Origin of the sequence: Actinoplanes sp. NPDC023936, assembly GCF_040639325.1 — a bacterium.
In the GTDB taxonomy this organism is placed as follows: Bacteria; Actinomycetota; Actinomycetes; order Mycobacteriales; family Micromonosporaceae; genus Actinoplanes.
On sequence record NZ_JBEZZR010000005.1, the window covers coordinates 293,626 to 310,469 of the forward strand.

A 16,844-nucleotide genomic window follows, 5' to 3' on the forward strand; every position below is an offset into this window, starting at 1 on the left:
GCAGGTGCCGACGGCGAAGCCGAGGCCGGAATCGAGCATTTCGCTGCAACGACGGGCGAACTCGGCACACCCTTACAGATGTCGCGGTGCAACCCGCCCGCTACTCAGGCATCTCCGGGCCGGGCCGATGGGTACGACGCGCCACCCGGCGTGTCCGGCAGACCTGCGGAGGTAAACCCATGCGTCTCGTGCCCCAGTCACTGCGGAGGCGCCGTGCGCTCCTGGCGGCGTCCGGTGCCGCGCTGGTCGCCGCGATCGCGACGGTGCTCGTGCTGAACTCGACGCCTGCGGCGGCCACCTGGCAGACGTTCTCCGGCACGCCCACCTGTGACTGTGTCGTGCAGGACAGCAAGACCAACTCCTACCGCGCGGTGTTCGGCTACGTCAGCACGGCCGGCAAGTCCGGGAAGATCGACGCCGGGGAGAACAACAAGGTCGTGCTGACCGGCACGACCAGGAGCACCGACGCGAAGGTCACCACCCGGTTCGACCCGGGCACCCACAAGGCGTCGTTCGCGACCGGGTGGATCTCCAAGGACACCCAGGTCACCTGGAAGGTCGGCGGCAAGTACGTCACCGGGCACTGGAACCGGCCGACGTGCGGCAAGGACGTCAGCCTGCCCGCCGGCGGCAACGGCTCCGGGCCGATCCTCGTGCTGGTCATCGCTGCTCTGGTGGGCGGAGGAGTCTACCTGTGGCGCAAGCGTCGCACGGTGACCCAGCCGTGACGATGCGCAGCGTCCTGGCGATCGGCGCGCACCCCGACGACATCGAGCTCGGCTGCGGCGGCACCCTCGCCGCGCACCGGGCGGCCGGCGACAAGGTCACCATGCTCGTGGTGACCGGCGGGCAGAACGGTCCGGGCCTGGTCGACGGCCGCCGGGCCGAGGCCGAGGCCGCCGCCCGCAGCCTGGACTGCGGCCTGATCTGGGGCAGTCTGGTGGACTGCGCGGTCAGCCCGGACGCGGCCACGGTGGCGCTGATCGAGCAGGCGATCCGCGAGGCCGAGGCGGACGTCGTCTACGTGCACGCGCCGGACGACTCGCACCAGGACCACCGCGCGGTCGCGGCGGCCACGCTGTCCGCGACCCGGCACAGCCGGCGGATCCTGCACTACCGCAGCCCGTCCACCACCCGGTTCGAGCCGACCGTCTACGTCGACATCTCGGCACACCTGGACCGCAAGATCGCCGCCCTGGCGTGTCACCGCAGCCAGGTCGAGTCGTCCGCGATGGTCGACCCGGAGGTGGTCGCCGCCTCGGCCCGGCACTTCGGCGCCCAGGCCCGGGTCCGTTTCGCGGAGGCGTACATGCCGGCCCGCTTCGTGTGGGATCTGGCGCCGCCTCTGGTGCTGCCGATGAGGTCGGAGATGCCGGTGTACGCGGCTCAGGTAGCCGCGTGACCGGCGGCGTGGCGTCCCCTGCCGGACGGGGGCGCCACCGCCGCGTGCCGGAGCACCACCGTCGCGCCCTGCTCACCCACGTCCTGGTCCTCGCCGCGGCGTTCGCGCTGTTCGGCGTTGACCGGACGCTGGGCTGGGCCGCGACGGTGCTCAACGTCGTGTTCCTGCTCTTCTTCTTCCGGCATCTCGCGTTCGCGGTCTCAGCGGCCCGCTGGGCGGAACGCGACCTCGACGCGCCCGTCGTCGGCATCGAGACCTACACCCCCTCGATCGCCGTCCTGGTCGCCTGCAAGGACGAGGAACTCGTGGTCGACGGCATGGTGGCGGCCATGCTCGACCTGTCCTACCCGCCGTCGGCGCTGACCGTGGTCGTCGTCGACGACGCCTCCACCGACGGCACCGGCGCGAAACTCGACGCCTGGCACGCGGCCAACCCCCGGCTGCGGGTGCTGCACCGGCCGCCCGGCGCCGGCGGCGGCAAGTCGGGCGCCCTCAACGACGCCCTCGCCCTGGTCGAGGCGGAGATCGCGGTCATCTTCGACGCCGATCACCAGCCCGAGCCGAGCGTGCTGCGCCGGCTCGTCAGGCATTTCCGGGACCCGCGGGTGGGCGCGGTGATGGGGCGCTGCGTGGTCCGCAACGGTGTCGAGTCGAACCTCGCGTCGACGATCTTCATCGACTACCTGTCCGGCTATCTGGTCAACGAGTACGGCCGGCAGGCGCTGTTCGAGCTGCCCGCCTACGGTGGCGCGAACTGCGCGGTCCGCACCGATCTGATCCGGGCCCTCGGCGGCTGGAACCCGCACACCGTCACCGAGGACACCGACCTCACGCTGCGGCTGCTGCTGGACGGGTACCGGGTCCGCTACGACTCGACCGCTGTCGACTTCGAGGAAGCGGTGCTGTCGAACAGCCGGTTCTGGCGGCAGCGGTACCGGTGGGCGCGCGGGCACCAGAAGTGTCTGCGGGACTACTGGCGGCCGGTGGTCGTCTCACCCCATCTGTCCCTCATGGAGAAACTGGAGACGGTCCTCTTCCTCTGGGTCTACCACGTGCCCGTTCTCTGCGGTCTCGGGCTGATATTGATCGCCCTGAGGGCCTTCGGGATCGGCGGCGCCTCCCTCCTCCAGATGATCTCGCTGTCCGCGCTGCTGTTCGCCGGGCCGTTCACCGAGCTCGCGGTCGGGCTGGTGCTCGGGCGGGTGTCCCGCAAGGCCGTGTGGATGCTCGTCGGATTCATCCCCGCCTTCGGGATGTCGATCCTGACCGCCACCAAGGCCTACCTCGACGGCATGTGGGGGACCACCTACAGCTGGTCCAAGACCGCGCGCTCGGGCGCGACCAGCGCCCCGGTCCAGGCCCCGGTGATGGAGGCGGCATGACCCTCGTCGCCCGCCGCCTCGACCACGCCCTGCACGACCGGGCCGCGCGCCGGCTGGTCGCCGGCGGCACGGCCCGCCGCCGCCACCTGGTCCTGATCGAGATAGCGCTCGCGGTGCTCGGCTGCGTCGGCGGATACCTGCTCTGGATCGACGGGGCCCGCCACCTCGAGGTGCGGATCTGCGAGCAGATCATCCTGGCGCTCGGCGTCGACCGGATCTCGGCGGCGCTCGGCGACTCGTTCCTCGTCTTCGGTCCCGGGTTCGAGCCGGTGGTCGCGCAGATGACCGGATCCTGCTCGATCCTGTCCAGCGTCCTGGCCCTGGCCGCCCTCGCCGTCATCGTCCTGCGCGAGCGGTCCCAGGTCATCGCCGGGTTCGCCGTCGCGGCCGTCTTCGTGCTCGCCGCCAACCAGGTCCGGCTCCTGCTGTCGCTGCTGGCCGGGCGGTACTTCGCCGTGGACGCGCTGGTCTTCTTCCACGACTGGATCGGCGCGGTCATCAATTTCGCCTACACCCTGATCGGACTGCTCATCATGATCGGAATGACGATGTACGACGCCCAGCGCGCCGAGCAGGATCACACGGGACGGCACACCGCGGACCGGCCCGAGGCCTGGGCCCGTCCCGGGCTCGGTCACCGGGTGCCGCTCGACTCCGACGACGCCCCGAAGGCGCCGAAGGTTCAGGTAGCGGCGTTCCTGCACCGCAAGGTCCTGCCGCGGGCCCTGTCGGCGCGCCTCGCCCGCCGCCGGGAGCGCACCCGCGTGGACTACCGGGTCGGCCACGAGAACGCCGCCCGCCGCGCCGCCATCGTCCGCGACCTGGCCGGCAAGGGCCTCGGCGTGCACACCGCCACCCTGCTCGCCGTCGCCACCCACGAGACCGACACCGGGGTGCTGGACGCGCTCGCCGACGTGGTCGCCGCCCGCCAGTGGGAGCCGATCGCCAGCGCCGACGTGATCGCGCTGCGCCTCTGGGCCCGTGCCTGGCTGATGCGCGCGCCGGCCGCGACCGGGCCGGCACCGACCGGGCCGGCACCGACCGGCCGCCTGATCGCGGTGACCGGCGCCGGCGGTCCGGCCGGCGTCGCGGTGATCCAGGCGCTGCGGAAGGCCGGCGACGAGGTCCTCGCGCTGGACGCCAACCCCGACGGGGCCGGGCTCCGGCTCGCCGCGCACGCCGCGGTGCTGCCGCGAGCGGACCAGCCCGGGTACGCGGACAGCCTGCTCGCCGTCCTCGCGGAGCACCGGCCGTCGGCGCTGGTCTGCACGGTCGCCGAGGAGTACCGGGCGCTGACCCCGCTCACCGCCCGTCTCGACGAGATGGGCGTGCGGACCTGGCTGCCCGACCCGGCCGCCGCCGAGACCTGCCTCGACAAGGTCGCCTTCGCCACCGCCCTGCACGCCGCCGGGGTGCCGCACCCGGCGACCGCCTGGACCGCCGGCACCGCCGGCCTGGTCCCCGGCCCCTGGGTGGTGAAACCGGCCCGCGGCCGGGGCAGCCGCGACGTGGTCCTCGTCGACGAGCCCGCCGACCTGCCGCACGCGTTCTTCACCGTCCCCGGCGCGATCGTCCAGACCCGCCTGGACGGCCGCGAGTTCACCGCCGACGCCCTGGTCGCCCGGGACGGCCGGATGCTGGCCTGCGTGCCCCGCTGGCGCGACGAGACCCGGGGCGGCATCTCGGTGCGCGGCACCACGTTCGCGTCGCCGGCCGTCACCGAGGTGGTCGCCGCCACGCTCCGGGCCGTCGGCCACAGTGGCCCCGCCAACGTGCAGGGCTTCGTCGGCCCGGCCGGCGAGGTCACGATCGTCGAGGTCAACCCGCGTTTCTCCGGTGGCCTGCCGCTCACCCTCGCGGCCGGCGCCGACGTGGTCGGCACCTACGTCGCCGGGATCCTCGACCCGGCCGCCGACCTGCCACCGCTCGAGTTCCGGCCGGGCCTGCGGATGGCCCGGTACTTCAGCGAGATCTTCTACACGTCCGCCGACGAGCTCGTGGGAGCTGCCCGATGACCGCCAAACGCATCCTCGTCCCGTTCGGCACCCGGCCCGAGGTCATCAAACTTGCCCCGGTCGTGGCCGCCCTGCGCGAGTACGGGCACACCGTCCTGGCCGTCGACACCGGGCAGCACACCGACGCCGCGATGGCCGGTGACGTGCAGCGCGACCTCGGCCTGCGGCCGGACATCCGGCGGTCCCTGCCGGAAGCGGCGCAGGACGGCGGCAGCCGGCTCGGCGCGCTGCTGGAGGGCGCCGACGAGGTGCTGCGGTCCAACCCGGTCGACCTGGTGCTCGCCCTGGGCGACACCCACACCGTTCCCGCGTACGCCCTCGCCTCCCGTGCCGCCGGCGTGCCGTTCGCCCACCTCGAAGCCGGGCTGCGCAGCTTCAACCCGCGCAGCCTCGAAGAGGTCAACCGCCGGGTCGCCGCGGCCACCGCCCAGCTGCACTTCGCGCCGACCGGCCGGGCCGCCGGCTTCCTCGCCGGAGAGGGCGTGGACGCCGACCGGATCTTCATCGTCGGCAACCCGGTGATCGACGCGCTGCGGCAGCGTGGCATCACGCCGGTGCCGCCCGCGAACCGTACCGGGGTGCTCGTCACCGCCCACCGCGCGAGCAACGTCGACGACCCGGATCGCCTGGCCCGCCTGATCGGCGTCGTCGCCCGGCTCGCCGACATCGGACCGGTCCGCTTCCCGGTCCACCCGCGCACCGGCGCCCGCCTGCGCGAACACGGCCTCGCCGAACGCCTCGCCGCGGTGCCCGGCGTGACCTGTGAGGACCCGCTCGGCTACGACGACCTGCTCCGCGAGCTGGCCACCAGCCGGGTCGTCGTCACCGACTCCGGCGGACTCCAGGAGGAGGCCTCCTACCTCGGCGTCCCGGTGGTCGTGCTGCGGCGCTCCACGCCCCGCTGGGAAGGGGTGGAGACCGGAACCGCGGTGCTCACCGGGATCAGCACCGACGAGGAGGCCGACCGGGCGGTCGCGGCGGCCCACCGGCTGAGCGCGCCACTGATGCTCGCGCACATCGCGGCGCTGCCCTGCCCGTACGGTGACGGCAACACCGGTCCGCGCGTCGCCGAGCTGCTCGCCGATCCGATCGTCGACGCGCTGCTCGCCCTGGACGAGCCCGACTACACCGCCGGCCCGCTGCCCTGGGCCGTGGCGTGACCGATTCCGCCGCCTTCCTCGGCGTGACAGGCGTCGTCGTGGACCTCGACGACACGATCTACCCGCAGGCCGCGTACCTCTACGGCGCGGCCCGCGCGGTGGGTCGCGCCGGCGCCGCGGCGGGCCTCGACCCGGTGCGGCTCGGCCGGGCGGTCCGGCGTCAGCTGATCGCCGGATCGGATCGCGGCGGGACGATCGACAGAGCCCTTCTCCGGTACGGGGTACCGGCCGCCGAGCTGCCCGCGATCCTGCCGGTCCTGGTCGCGGCGTTCACCGGTTACCGCCCGCGGCGGCTGCCCGTGTTCCCCGGCGCGGCCGCCGCCCTCGACGCGATCGCCGCCCGCTACCCGATCGCCTGCCTGACCGACGGCAACCCGGTGATCCAGCGCGCCAAACTGGCCGCGGTCGGCATGGACGACTTCTTCCCGGTCGTCGTGATCACCGACGAGCTGGGTGGCCGTACCGTCCGCAAGCCCCATCCGGCCGGCCTGCGCGAGGCGGCGTCCCGGCTCGGCGTCGCGCCCTCCGAGCTCGTGGTGATCGGCGACCGCCCGGGCAAGGACGTGGCGGTCGCGGCCGCGCTCGGCGCCCGCTCCATCCGGGTACGCACCGGCGAGTACACCGACTGCCCGGACGAGCCGCCCGCGACCGCCGTGGTGGCCGACCTGCCCGCCGCCGCTGGTCTGCTCCTGGCTTGATTGGATGGGACGGTGAGCATCTCTGTGACCGACGCGCCCGAGCGCGAACGCTTCGAGGCGCGTGACGACGACGGCAACCTGGCCGGGTTCGTCACCTATCAGCTGACCGGCGCCATCATCGTCTACACGCACACCGAGGTCGTCCCGGCGTACGAGGGGCACGGCGTGGGTTCCGCCCTCGCGAAGGCCGTGATGGACGACGCGAAGTCCCGCAACCGGACCGTTGTGCCGATCTGCCCCTTCATCAGCGGCTGGCTGGAGAAGCACCCGGAGTACGACACGGTGGTCGCCAGATCCACCCGAAAGGTCAAATAGGACAGCGCCACGATCTGCGACAATCGGTGACCCGTCCGCATCCGGTGGAGTCGCCGACATGGGCCGCATCCTTCAGATCACGCTCGGCGCGATCGCCAGCCTGCTCGTGGTGCCGGTCGCCGTCAACGTGGGGACCAGCGGTGACGCGCCGCCGTGGCTGAAGCCCTACATCAACTGGCTGTGGCCGGTGGCCCTGGCCTGCGTCGCCGTGGTCATCGTCCTGGAGTGGCTGTCCCGGCGGGAGGGCCGCCCGGCCAAGCCGATCTCGGCGCTGCACCCGGACGACCCGCGCAACGCCCCGCGCGCCCTCGCCCAGATCGCCCACTACGTCGAGGGCCGGCAGAAGGGCGCCCTCGACGAGAAGGTCCGGCTCGCGCTCGCCCTCGACGAGCGCCCGACGGCGGTCCGGCAGACCGTGCACCTTGTCCAGCGGATCAGCGGCGCCGACTTCCAGCTCTCCGCGGAGCACGGCATCGCCGACGTCTTCGACGAGATGGACGGCTCGATGCTGATCCTCGGCGCGCCGGGAGCCGGGAAGACGACGCTGCTCATCGATCTGGCCTCGATGCTGGTGGCTCGCGCCGACGAGACGCGGATCCCGGTCGTGGTCGATCTCGCCGACTGGTCCCGCTCCGGCGCGAGCCGCTGGCGGCTGTTCGGTGGCGGCGAGGAGGAACCCCGGGCCTTCGCGGATTGGCTGCTCGTGTCGCTCAAGCGGCGTTACCGGATCCCGGTCGCGGTGGCGCGGTCGTGGCTGGCGGCCGACCGGCTGATTCTGCTGCTGGACGGGCTCGACGAGGTCCGCGACTCGTACCGCGACCGCTGCGTCGCGGAGATCAACAGATTGCAGGAGCGCGGGATCGCGACCCGGGTCGTGGTGTGCAGCCGGGAAGCCGACTACGAGAAGCTGTCCGCGCGGCTCCGGCTGCAGGGCGCGGTGTCGATCCGGCCGCTGACCAGGGAGCAGGTGACGGCGTACTTCGACACGGTCAGCCCGTATCTGGCCCGCACTGCGGAGGCCCTGCGTGCCGACGACGAGCTGTGGGAGTTGCTGACCACGCCGCTGATGCTGCACATCATGGCGCTGGCGCAGAGCGACGCGGCGCTGCCGGCGCTCCCCGAGGAGACCGATCGGCAGGCCCGGCGCGCGGACGTGTTCGACGCGTACCTGGTGGAGGTGCTGGCCCGCCGCCGATACGGTGAGATCAGCTCGGCCGTGCAGGTGCTGCGGGCTCTCCGATTGCTGGCCGAAGGCTCGCTCAAGGCCGGCGGCAGCGTCCGGGTGATCTTCCCCGACGACATGAATGCGAAAAGCACGGTCAGTGATGCCGGGCTGGCCGTTTCCGCGGTGCGCTTCTTTCCGGCGACCTTCACCGTGGCCGCGGTGGTGAGCACCGCGGCTGTGGCAGTCGGGGCGAACGGCTTCCTTGCCCTGATCCTGGGCGGTCTGCTGTATTGGCAGTTCGTCGATCTCGCGCTGGTCGACGGCTGGGCGAACCTGATACGCAGATGGTGGCTTTTCGTCGCCGTCGTGGTCCTCCTGCTGGTCTTCTCCGCCGGACTGATGATCACGCTGCACGTCGCGGTGAACGCGGTCGACACGGATTCCCGGGTCCTTCCCGCCATGGTGATCATGACCGTGGCCGGTGTCAGCACCGTGATCTGGTGGAGAGACGATCACTCGGACCGGCTCCTCCCGTTCATCCCTCTGGCGGTCGGCACCGGGGTGGCCGTCACCACGTTCTTCACCGGCGTTCCGCGGTCGGCGGGGACGGCCTGGGCGGCGGGCCTCGGCACGGTGTTCCTGGTCTTCGGCACGGTGGTGCCCTTCCTGGAAAGTCCGTCGTTTCCTCCTGTGGAAAGGTCCAGGACGGCCAGGGTCGCCGGTTTCCTGGTCTCCCTGGCCGGTATGTCCGCGTCGATTCTGCTGTTCACCGAGTCGTGGTTCCGCCCGATGATCGCGCCGCTGGCCGGTCTCGTGGTCGGCCTGCTCAGCGGCTTGGTGCCCGCCATCTTGCTGGGGCTGGCGCTCACCGGCCGCGCGTCATGGCTGTCGATGTACGTCGCCGGTGACCTGGTGCCGTGGCGTCGGGCGTTTCTCAGGTTCGCCACCGATCGCAGCATCCTCACCAGCGCCGAGGGGGAGTACCGCTTCATCCACCTGCTGATTCGTGACCATCTGGTGGCTTGTGACCCGGAGCGGCTGGCGGCCTCGGTGGAGAAGCGGCGGGCCGAGCTCGGTCTGGGCTGACACGATGAGGGCTGGCGCGATGAGGTTTGGCGCGGTGAGGTTTGGCGCGATGAGGGCTGGCGCGATGAGGGCTGGACAGCCGGGATGGAGCTGGACACACCGGCTTGCCGAAGCGTCCGGGCGGACCGCAGGGTGGGGGAATGGACCGGGACGAGACGCCGGAGATCAGGATCGGGCTGGCCCTCGGTGGCGGCGCGGTGCGGGGCGCCGCGCACGTCGGCGTGCTGGAGGTGCTCGACCAGGCCGGGCTGGAGCCGGCGGTGATCACCGGGACCAGCGCCGGAGCGCTGGTCGGGGCGCTCTACGCGGCCGGGAAGTCGCCGTCCGAGATCCTGAAGCTGGCGCAGACGCTGCGGTGGGCGCGGCTGGTGCGCCCGGGCCGTACCCGGAAAGCGCTCTTCGAGACCAGCAGGCTGGGCGTCTTCCTGGAGACGGCGCTGGACCACGCCACCTTCGACGACCTGAGGCTGCCGTTCGCGGCGGTCGCCTGTGACCTGGCGACCGGCGAGGAGGTGGTGATGCGGGACGGGCCGGTGGCCCAGGCGGTGCTCGCCAGCGCGGCCGTGCCCGGCGTGTTCCCGCCGGTGGACCGGGACGGGCTGATGCTCGTCGACGGCTCGCTCGTCAACATCGTCCCGGCCGGGGTGGCCCGCCGGCTCGGGGCCGACATCGTGGTGGCGGTCGACGTGTCCGGCCCGCTGCCGCGCCGCCCGCCGGCCACGATCCTGCACATCATGGTGGCGGTCTCCACGCTGCAGCCGGGCGGCACGAACAACCTGGCGAAGGACGCCGACCTGGTGCTCAGCCCGGAGGTGGACGGGTACGCGTTCTGGGAGCTCTCCCGGATCCCGGAGTTCGAGCAGGCCGGCCGGGTCGCCACCGAGCAGGCGCTGCCGCTGCTGCGGGCCCTCACCGAGGCCGCCGCGGCGCGCAAGCTGTGGGAGCGGGACCGTCAGCCGACCGCGACCCAGACGTCGTCGAGCATCCCGTGAAACTGGTCGTTGTCGCCGAACGCGCTCTTGCCGCCGAGGCTCAGCGGGTCCCTGTTCACCACTGACAGGTCCGTCGGGAGCGCCACGATGCCCTGGGCGGTCCGATCCACGTAGACGGCGAGGTTCGCGCCGTGGCGGCGGCACTCGACGGTGTGCCAGCGGTCGTCGGCGACTGTCACCCGGGCCAGGACCAGGTGGATCGCCGCGCCGGCGACCAGGGCGCAGCTGGGGTGGCCGGACCGGCCGTCGACCTGCAGCTTGTACTGGCTGCCCTCGGTCGCATAGCCCTTCTGCAGGATGTTCTGCCCCTTGCTGGTGCGGTTCGGAGCGAGCCGCACCGACGCGCCGTACCGGAACGGCCGGACGCCGGGATTCAGGTCCGGGCTGCTCGCGGCCCGCAGCACCAGTCGCGGGCAGGGCGACATCCGGCAGGGGGCGGGGAAGCGCACGGCCCGGCCGGTGTCACGGACCGCCAGCTCCGGGGTGGCGTGGCCGGTGACCGGGGTGAGCGTGTGGCCCTTGCCGGAGCTGTCCGCCCAGGTCGCCGGCCCGGTGCCGTCGAAGGTGTAGTGCGCCACCAGGGCCGGCGGCGGGGTCGCCGGGACCCAGAAGGCTCGATCGGCGCCGGTCCGGGCAGCCGTCGTGGCGGCGGCCAGCGATGCCATGCCGAGCAGTACCCCGGACAACAGGAAAAGGCGGGGGCGGAAGCGGTACACGTACCCTCAACGCACCCGGAAGGACAAGGCAGCGGGCCGCGGCTGATCGCCGCGGCCCGCGCCCCTGGTCGGGCCCTTGCGGACCTGTGAAGATCAGTCCTCCGGGTGGTGCGGGCCGTCCCCGCCGTCCGTGCTGAACGTGCCCTGCGGGCCGGCCGGCGCCGGCAGCCGGATCGGCTTGCCCGGGACCTTCCGGCCGGGCACGCCGTTCACCGACTCGGTCGAGTAGGCGAACGTGAGCTGCGCGAAGGCGATCAGGTCGCTGTTGACTTCGAGCGCGCGCAGATCCAGATTGTTGATCGTGTCGCAGGCCTGGTGGTAGCACTGGTCGAACGACTCGCCGGCGACACCGCCCCAGATCGCCTGCTGCTCGGCGGTCTTCACCACTTCGGCGCCGGTGAACAGGCCGCCGGACGGGATGCCCGCCTCGATGAACGCCTGGTAGTCGCTGCGGCCGGAGAACTCGGCGTCGTCGTAGGGCTCGTCCTTCCAGGTGTAGTACGACTCGTAGAGGTCCTCGATCGCGGTCGAGCCGGGCGGCACCACGACCGGGGCCGGGAACGACGACTCGTCCGCGTCGTAGACCTGGAAGATGTAGTTCGGCGAGCCGACCATGTCGTAGTTGAGGTAGAGCGCGATCCGGTCACGCTCGGCCTGGGGCAGGTCCGCGACGTACGCGGTCGAGCCGATCAGGCCCTCCTCCTCGGCGCCCCACCAGGCGAACCGCACGGTGTTCTGCGGCTTGATCCTCGCCATCTGCAGCGCGGTCTCCAGGATCGCGGCGGAGCCGGAGCCGTTGTCGTTGATGCCCGGCCCGTCACCGACGCTGTCCAGGTGGGCGCCGGCCATCACCACGTTGTTCCGGTTCTTGCCGGGCAGTTCGGCGATGACGTTCACGTCGGTGCGCGTCTCGGACGGCAGCACCCGCACGCGCGCGGTCGAGCCGGCCTGCGCGAGTGCCGCGCCGTCGGCGAAGCTAGCGCCCACCACCGGGATGGTGACCGTCGGGTTGTCGCCGAGCGTGCCGACGATCAGGCCCTCCCGGGTCGGGTCGTTGCCCTGGTTGAAGACGATCACGGCCTCGGCGCCGGCCGCCTCGGCGTTCTGCGCCTTGATCACGAAGGAACAGGCGGTGGTGCCGTCCGGCAGCGTGCCGCCACGCTGGACCAGCGCGATGTCGTTCGGCCCGCTGAAGTCCAGGCCGGTGAAGTCGTCGGCGGAGCAACCGCTGGTGGTGGCGCGGTCGCCGGTCAGGTTGACGTCGACCGGGACGACCGGGCCGGTCACGTCGCCGGGCGGGCTGTTGGTGAAGGCGCCGGTCTCGTACTCCGCGTTCACCGGGGTGAGCTGCTGGAGCAGGGCCGGGAAGACGAACTCGAACTCGAACTCGTCGAGTGTGACCTTGTAGCCGGCCTTGCGGAGCAGCCCGGAGACGTACCTGACGCTCTCCGCGTACCCCTCGGTGCCGGCCGCCCGGGAGCCGGGGTAGTAGGCGTCGTCGTTCTTGTCGGCAATCTTCTGGAACTTCTGGAGGTGACCGAGAACGCCGTTGAGCGTCACGCACTTGAGCAGTTCGGCGTAGGTGTCGTTGGCCTGTCGCGCACATGGGTCGCGGTGACCGTGCCCACCTGCGGCGGCGGCGGTACCGGGGACGATGACCAGGGCGGTGGCGGTGGCCGCCGCCGCGAAGATCCTCAGCTTCATCGCGGATTCTCCTGTCCACATCGGAACACCGCTGACCGTAGACGAAGTCGGCGATCGATGCATCATCCGTACCGTTGATCGACGTGCGGCGATATAGTGCGGCGATGCGCATCGTCTTGGCGGTTCTGCTGGCCCTCGTCGGCGCCCCCGTGCTCACCGGAGCGCCCGCGCAGGCCGCCGCTCCGGGTACCCAGCCGATCTACGACTACGCCTCGGCGATCCGTGAGCAGGTGTGGGTGCAGACCAGCGTCGACAGCGACGCCGACGGCAAGCCGGACCGGGTCGCGGTGCGCGTCATCCGGCCGGTGGCCCCGGTCAAGGTGCCGGCCATCTTCCAGGCCAGCCCGTACTACGCCGGCCTCAACGACGTGCCGAACCACGACGACATCGACCGCGACGGCGGCCTCACGGTCGGCTCGGCCGGGGTGGTCGACCGGGCGCAGAACATCACCTTCGCCGGATATCTGGACAACTACTTCGTGCCGCGCGGTTACGCGGTGGTCTTCGCCGACAGCCTCGGCACCGGCGGGTCGGACGGCTGCCCGACCTCGGGCGGGCGCAACGAGACGCTCGGCGCGAAAGCCGTTGTGGACTGGCTGAACGGGCGGGCGCCGGCGTTCGACGCCGCGGGCCGGCCCGTCGCGGCGAGCTGGTCCACCGGGCGTACCGGCATGATCGGCGTCTCCTACAACGGCACGCTGCCGAACGCGGTCGCCACCACCGGCGTGCAGGGCCTGGAGACGATCGTCCCGATCGCGGCGATCTCCTCCTGGTACGACTACTACCGGGCCAACGGCGGCGTGGTGGCGCCCGGCGGGTTCCAGGGCGAGGACACCGACGTGCTGGCGAAGGCCGTGCTGACGCGCGCCGATCCGGAAGTCTGCACCGAAGCGATGAATTATCTGGAGAAAGCGCAGGATCGGGAGACCGGTGACTACAGCGCGTTCTGGGCGGAACGTGATTACCTGCGCGACGTGAACAAAGTGCGGGCCAGCGTCTTCCTCGTGCACGGGCTGCACGACGAGAACGTGCGCACGCTCCAGGCCGGCCAGTGGTGGGACGCGCTCTCCGCGCGCGGCGTGCCGCGCAAGATCTGGCTGCACCAGGCCGCGCACACCGACCCCTTCAACGTACGGCGGCAGCAGTGGCTCACGACCCTGCACCGATGGTTCGACCAGTGGCTGTACAAGATCGACACCGGCGTCATGCGGGAGCCGATCGCGGACGTGGAGACCGCGCCCGGCGTCTGGCAGACCTCGGCCCGCTGGCCCCTGCCCGGCCTGTCCCAGTCGCTCCGGCTCGGTGACGGCACGCTCGGCGGTGGCTGGTCACACGCGGCCCAGTCGTTCGTGGACGACCCGTCCCGGACCGCCGAGGATCTCGCCGCGACGATCGGCGCCGACCCGAACCGCCTCGCCTACCTGTCGTCGCCGCTGTCCCGGCAGACCCGGCTCACCGGCACGCCGACGGTCACCGTGCGCGCCTCGCTGACCGGCGACTCGCCGTACCTGACCGCCCTGCTCGTCGATTACGGGGCCGCCGATCGGTACGCCGGCCTGCGCACCCTGACCACCCAGGACTGCATCGGCCCCGGCATCGAGGGCGACCCGGGCTGCTTCAACCAGCGTGAGTACGTCACGGCGTCGACCCCGTTCGAGATCGTCACGCGCGGCTGGCTGGACGTGCGGAACCGGTTCTCACCCGCTCGCACCGTGCCGATCACGGCGGGCCGGGAGTACACCTTCCACTGGGACCTCCAGACCACCGACCACGTCTTCGCCGCCGGGCACCGGATCGGCCTCGTCCTGATCTCCACCGAGCGCGACCACACGCTGCGCTACCCGGCCGGCACGGTGGTCACCGTGCGCCCCAGCCTCTCCAGTCTGCAGGTGCGCTTGAGCTGATGCCGTAACGTGCTTTCATGGCGCTCACCGTAAAGATTTTCGCGGACCCGGAGACCCTGCGCGCCGTGGAGCGCGACCTGCGCTCCGACGCCGATCTGCGGGGTACGCGTCTGAGCCGCGTCGACGCACCGATCAAGCCCGGCGAGATGGGCTTCGTCCCGGACGCGCTGCAGTGGGTGACCGACAACAACACGCTGCTGGCGGCGCTCGCCGGAGCGGTCGCGGGCTGGCTGGGCCGGCAGCGGCAGCCGACCCGCATCCGGGTGCGGCTGGGCGAGCGGGAGATCGAGCTGGAGTCCGATCGGGTGAAAGACGCGGACGCGACGGCGGAGGAGCTGCTTCGCAAGCTCCAGGACGGCACCGATGTTTGAGAAGTTCGACGCGGCAGCCCGCCGGGTCTTCCTCCGCGCGCAGGAGGAGGCGCACGAGCTGGGCCACGACTACATGGGTACGGAGCATGTCCTGCTCGCCCTCGTCGGCGCGACCGGGACAACCGCGTCCGACCTGCTGCGCGATGCCGGGATCACCCGGGGGAGAGCGCTCGCCACGTTTCCCCGCGCCCGGGGACCGGCCAGGGAGGACCCCACCGGCATTCCGTTCACGCGGCGGGCCAAGGAGATCTGCGGACTCGCGGTGACGGAGTCGGAGAACGCGGAGGACCGCGAGGTCCGGATCGAGCACGTCCTGATCGCTCTGCTGCGGCAGAGCGACGGTGGAGCGTTCCGGATCCTCGACGAGCTGGGCGTCGATCGAGCCGGGCTGCTGACGAAGCTCGTCGGGCCATCCTCGGCAGACACTCCGCCGGCCGGTGCGGAACGGCCGGCCGTGGGGCGGGATCGGGAGCTGCAACGTCTCACCCAGATCCTGGTGCGCCGCGGGCGGTACAGCGTGCTGCTGTCCGGCCCGGCGGGTGTGGGCAAGACCGAGCTGGTCAGAGGCTTGAAGTATCGCATCGACAGAGGACAGGTGCCGAGTCAGTTGCGCGGCCGCAGGCTCGTCACATTCGACTTACGGCGGATGGGTGACGACGACGCGCTCGACGTGGCGCCCGAGGACGTCGTGTGCGTCGACGGCGCTGAACGACTGACCGAGGACACGCCGCTCCTCTGGCTTCACCACGAGATCGCCAGCGGGAACCGGCAGACGATCCTGATGGTCCGGGACGAGGAAGCCCGGGACAGCCTGCTCAACGATCCCTGGCTGCGGGGCCGGTTGATCTCGCTCGCCGTCGAGGAGCCCGGCCCGGCGGAGGCGCTGCCGATGCTCCGGCGGGGGATGGTGGCTGTCGCAGGTCATTATGACGTGTCGGTGGCCGACGAGGCTCTTGTGGTGGCCGCGGCGCACGCCGGCCGATACGAGTCGGATCTGGCGTTGCCGGCGCGGGCCCTCGACCTCCTGGACGAGGCCGCCGCGCTGACGCGGGTGCGAGCGGCCAGCCGCGATCCGGAGATATCGGATATTTTGGACGAGCCGGTCGTGTGCGCCGAGGACGTGATGGCGGTGCTGGAGATGTCCGGGATCCCGGTGCCGGTCGTCGACGTGGTTCCGGACGCCGGGTCGCCGGCTGCCGTCCGCGTGGTGAACCGGCTGCTGCCCGCTCCCGCCGACTCCGCCGCCATCCTGATCGGGACGGCCGCCTACAGCGATCCGCGGCTTCCGGATCTGCCGTCGGTGGCGGCCAACCTGACCGACCTGCGGGACGTGCTCACCGATCCGAAGCACGGCGCCTTCGCCCCGGAACGGGTGCACGTCTTCGCCGACCCCGGATGGGCGGACATCCCGAGGATCGCCGAGCTGGCCGCGGAGCCGCTGGACACGCTGCTGCTCTACTACGCGGGCCACGGGTTCTCCGAGGACGGGCTCTACCTCGGGCTCAGTGCGACGAAAGCGGCGCACATCGAGGTCAGCTCGCTGCCGTACACGCAGATCCGCCGCCTCATCCAGCGCAGCCCGTGCCGCCGGTGCGTGGTCATCCTGGACTGCTGTTACGCCGGGACCGCCATCGAGTTCATGGCCGGCGACCAGCCCGGCGGCGAGCTCGACATCAAGGGCGCCTACGTGCTGACGGCCACCGCGCGTACCGACAAGGCGCACGCGCCGGAGGGCGCCCGCAACTCGGCCTTCACCGCCGCCCTGCTGCGCATCCTGCGGGACGGCATCAGCGGCGGCGGCGAGCTGATCCGGATCGAGGCGCTGCTCCCGGAGCTGACCAGGGAGCTGCGGGCGGGTGGGTTCCCGCTGCCCCGCCAGCGGGCCACCGACACGATCGGGGACCTGGCGATCCACCGCAACCCGGCCGCCTGAT

The 16,844-nt window shown here is 71.9% G+C and carries 14 protein-coding genes; 12 read left to right on the plus strand and 2 right to left on the minus strand.

All coding sequences use genetic code 11. The features are described 5' to 3' along the window. Positions 1 to 179 precede the first annotated feature (179 nt). From AB0F72_RS09975 to AB0F72_RS10015, 9 genes are all read left to right on the plus strand, one after another. The gene (locus tag AB0F72_RS09975; protein WP_360428182.1) at positions 180 to 728 is read left to right on the plus strand and encodes a hypothetical protein; all 549 of its coding nucleotides are present in this window, start codon (positions 180 to 182) and stop codon (positions 726 to 728) included. 2 nt (positions 729 to 730) lie between these two features. Continuing rightward, positions 731 to 1,402 carry a PIG-L deacetylase family protein gene (locus tag AB0F72_RS09980; protein ID WP_360428377.1) on the plus strand — a complete coding sequence of 224 codons (672 nt, stop codon included), beginning with the start codon at positions 731 to 733 and terminating at the stop codon, positions 1,400 to 1,402. A 44-nt stretch (positions 1,403 to 1,446) separates the two neighbouring features. Further along, positions 1,447 to 2,784 carry a glycosyltransferase gene (locus AB0F72_RS09985; protein ID WP_360428185.1) on the plus strand — a complete coding sequence of 446 codons (1,338 nt, stop codon included), beginning with the start codon at positions 1,447 to 1,449 and terminating at the stop codon, positions 2,782 to 2,784. Then, complete coding sequence (locus tag AB0F72_RS09990; protein WP_360428188.1) at positions 2,781 to 4,799, plus strand: ATP-grasp domain-containing protein; 2,019 nt, start codon at positions 2,781 to 2,783, stop codon at positions 4,797 to 4,799. The genes AB0F72_RS09985 and AB0F72_RS09990 overlap by 4 nt, the downstream gene beginning before the upstream one ends. After that, positions 4,796 to 5,959, plus strand: a complete 1,164-nt coding sequence (wecB, locus tag AB0F72_RS09995) for a UDP-N-acetylglucosamine 2-epimerase (non-hydrolyzing) (RefSeq protein ID WP_360428191.1) — start codon at positions 4,796 to 4,798, stop codon at positions 5,957 to 5,959. The genes AB0F72_RS09990 and wecB overlap by 4 nt, the downstream gene beginning before the upstream one ends. Continuing rightward, positions 5,956 to 6,657: an HAD family hydrolase gene (locus AB0F72_RS10000; RefSeq protein WP_360428194.1), complete on the plus strand. Its 702-nt coding sequence runs from the start codon at positions 5,956 to 5,958 to the stop codon at positions 6,655 to 6,657. Before wecB ends, AB0F72_RS10000 begins: the two co-directional genes overlap by 4 nt. A gap of 12 nt (positions 6,658 to 6,669) precedes the next feature. Beyond that, positions 6,670 to 6,972 (plus strand): GNAT family N-acetyltransferase, encoded by a 303-nt coding sequence (locus tag AB0F72_RS10005; RefSeq protein WP_360428197.1) that lies wholly within the window; start codon positions 6,670 to 6,672, stop codon positions 6,970 to 6,972. Between the two features lie 58 nt (positions 6,973 to 7,030). Then, positions 7,031 to 9,223, plus strand: a complete 2,193-nt coding sequence (locus AB0F72_RS10010) for an NACHT domain-containing protein (RefSeq protein ID WP_360428200.1) — start codon at positions 7,031 to 7,033, stop codon at positions 9,221 to 9,223. A gap of 140 nt (positions 9,224 to 9,363) precedes the next feature. Next, positions 9,364 to 10,215, plus strand: a complete 852-nt coding sequence (locus AB0F72_RS10015) for a patatin-like phospholipase family protein (protein ID WP_360428203.1) — start codon at positions 9,364 to 9,366, stop codon at positions 10,213 to 10,215. Here AB0F72_RS10015 and AB0F72_RS10020 read toward each other — a convergent pair. Beyond that, entirely contained in the window at positions 10,176 to 10,880 is a 705-nt protein-coding gene (locus AB0F72_RS10020) for a LamG-like jellyroll fold domain-containing protein (RefSeq protein ID WP_360428206.1), read from the minus strand. The two genes, AB0F72_RS10015 and AB0F72_RS10020, sit on opposite strands and share 40 nt — an antisense overlap. A gap of 144 nt (positions 10,881 to 11,024) precedes the next feature. Beyond that, on the minus strand, positions 11,025 to 12,635 hold the full coding sequence (locus AB0F72_RS10025; protein ID WP_360428209.1) for a M28 family metallopeptidase: 1,611 nt from the start codon (positions 12,633 to 12,635) through the stop codon (positions 11,025 to 11,027). Positions 12,636 to 12,739: 104 nt separating this feature from the next. Here AB0F72_RS10025 and AB0F72_RS10030 point away from each other — a divergent pair, with 104 nt between their 5' ends. From AB0F72_RS10030 to AB0F72_RS10040, 3 genes are read left to right on the plus strand one after another with little or no spacing between them, the layout of a single operon-like run. Next, the gene (locus tag AB0F72_RS10030; RefSeq protein WP_360428212.1) at positions 12,740 to 14,539 is read left to right on the plus strand and encodes a Xaa-Pro dipeptidyl-peptidase; all 1,800 of its coding nucleotides are present in this window, start codon (positions 12,740 to 12,742) and stop codon (positions 14,537 to 14,539) included. Between the two features lie 17 nt (positions 14,540 to 14,556). Continuing rightward, a complete protein-coding gene (locus AB0F72_RS10035) occupies positions 14,557 to 14,910 on the plus strand; it encodes a hypothetical protein (RefSeq protein ID WP_360428214.1) in 354 nt (117 codons plus the stop codon). Then, positions 14,903 to 16,843, plus strand: coding sequence for a Clp protease N-terminal domain-containing protein (locus AB0F72_RS10040; protein WP_360428217.1), 1,941 nt, complete (start codon positions 14,903 to 14,905; stop codon positions 16,841 to 16,843). Before AB0F72_RS10035 ends, AB0F72_RS10040 begins: the two co-directional genes overlap by 8 nt. The last annotated feature ends 1 nt before the right edge of the window (position 16,844 follow it).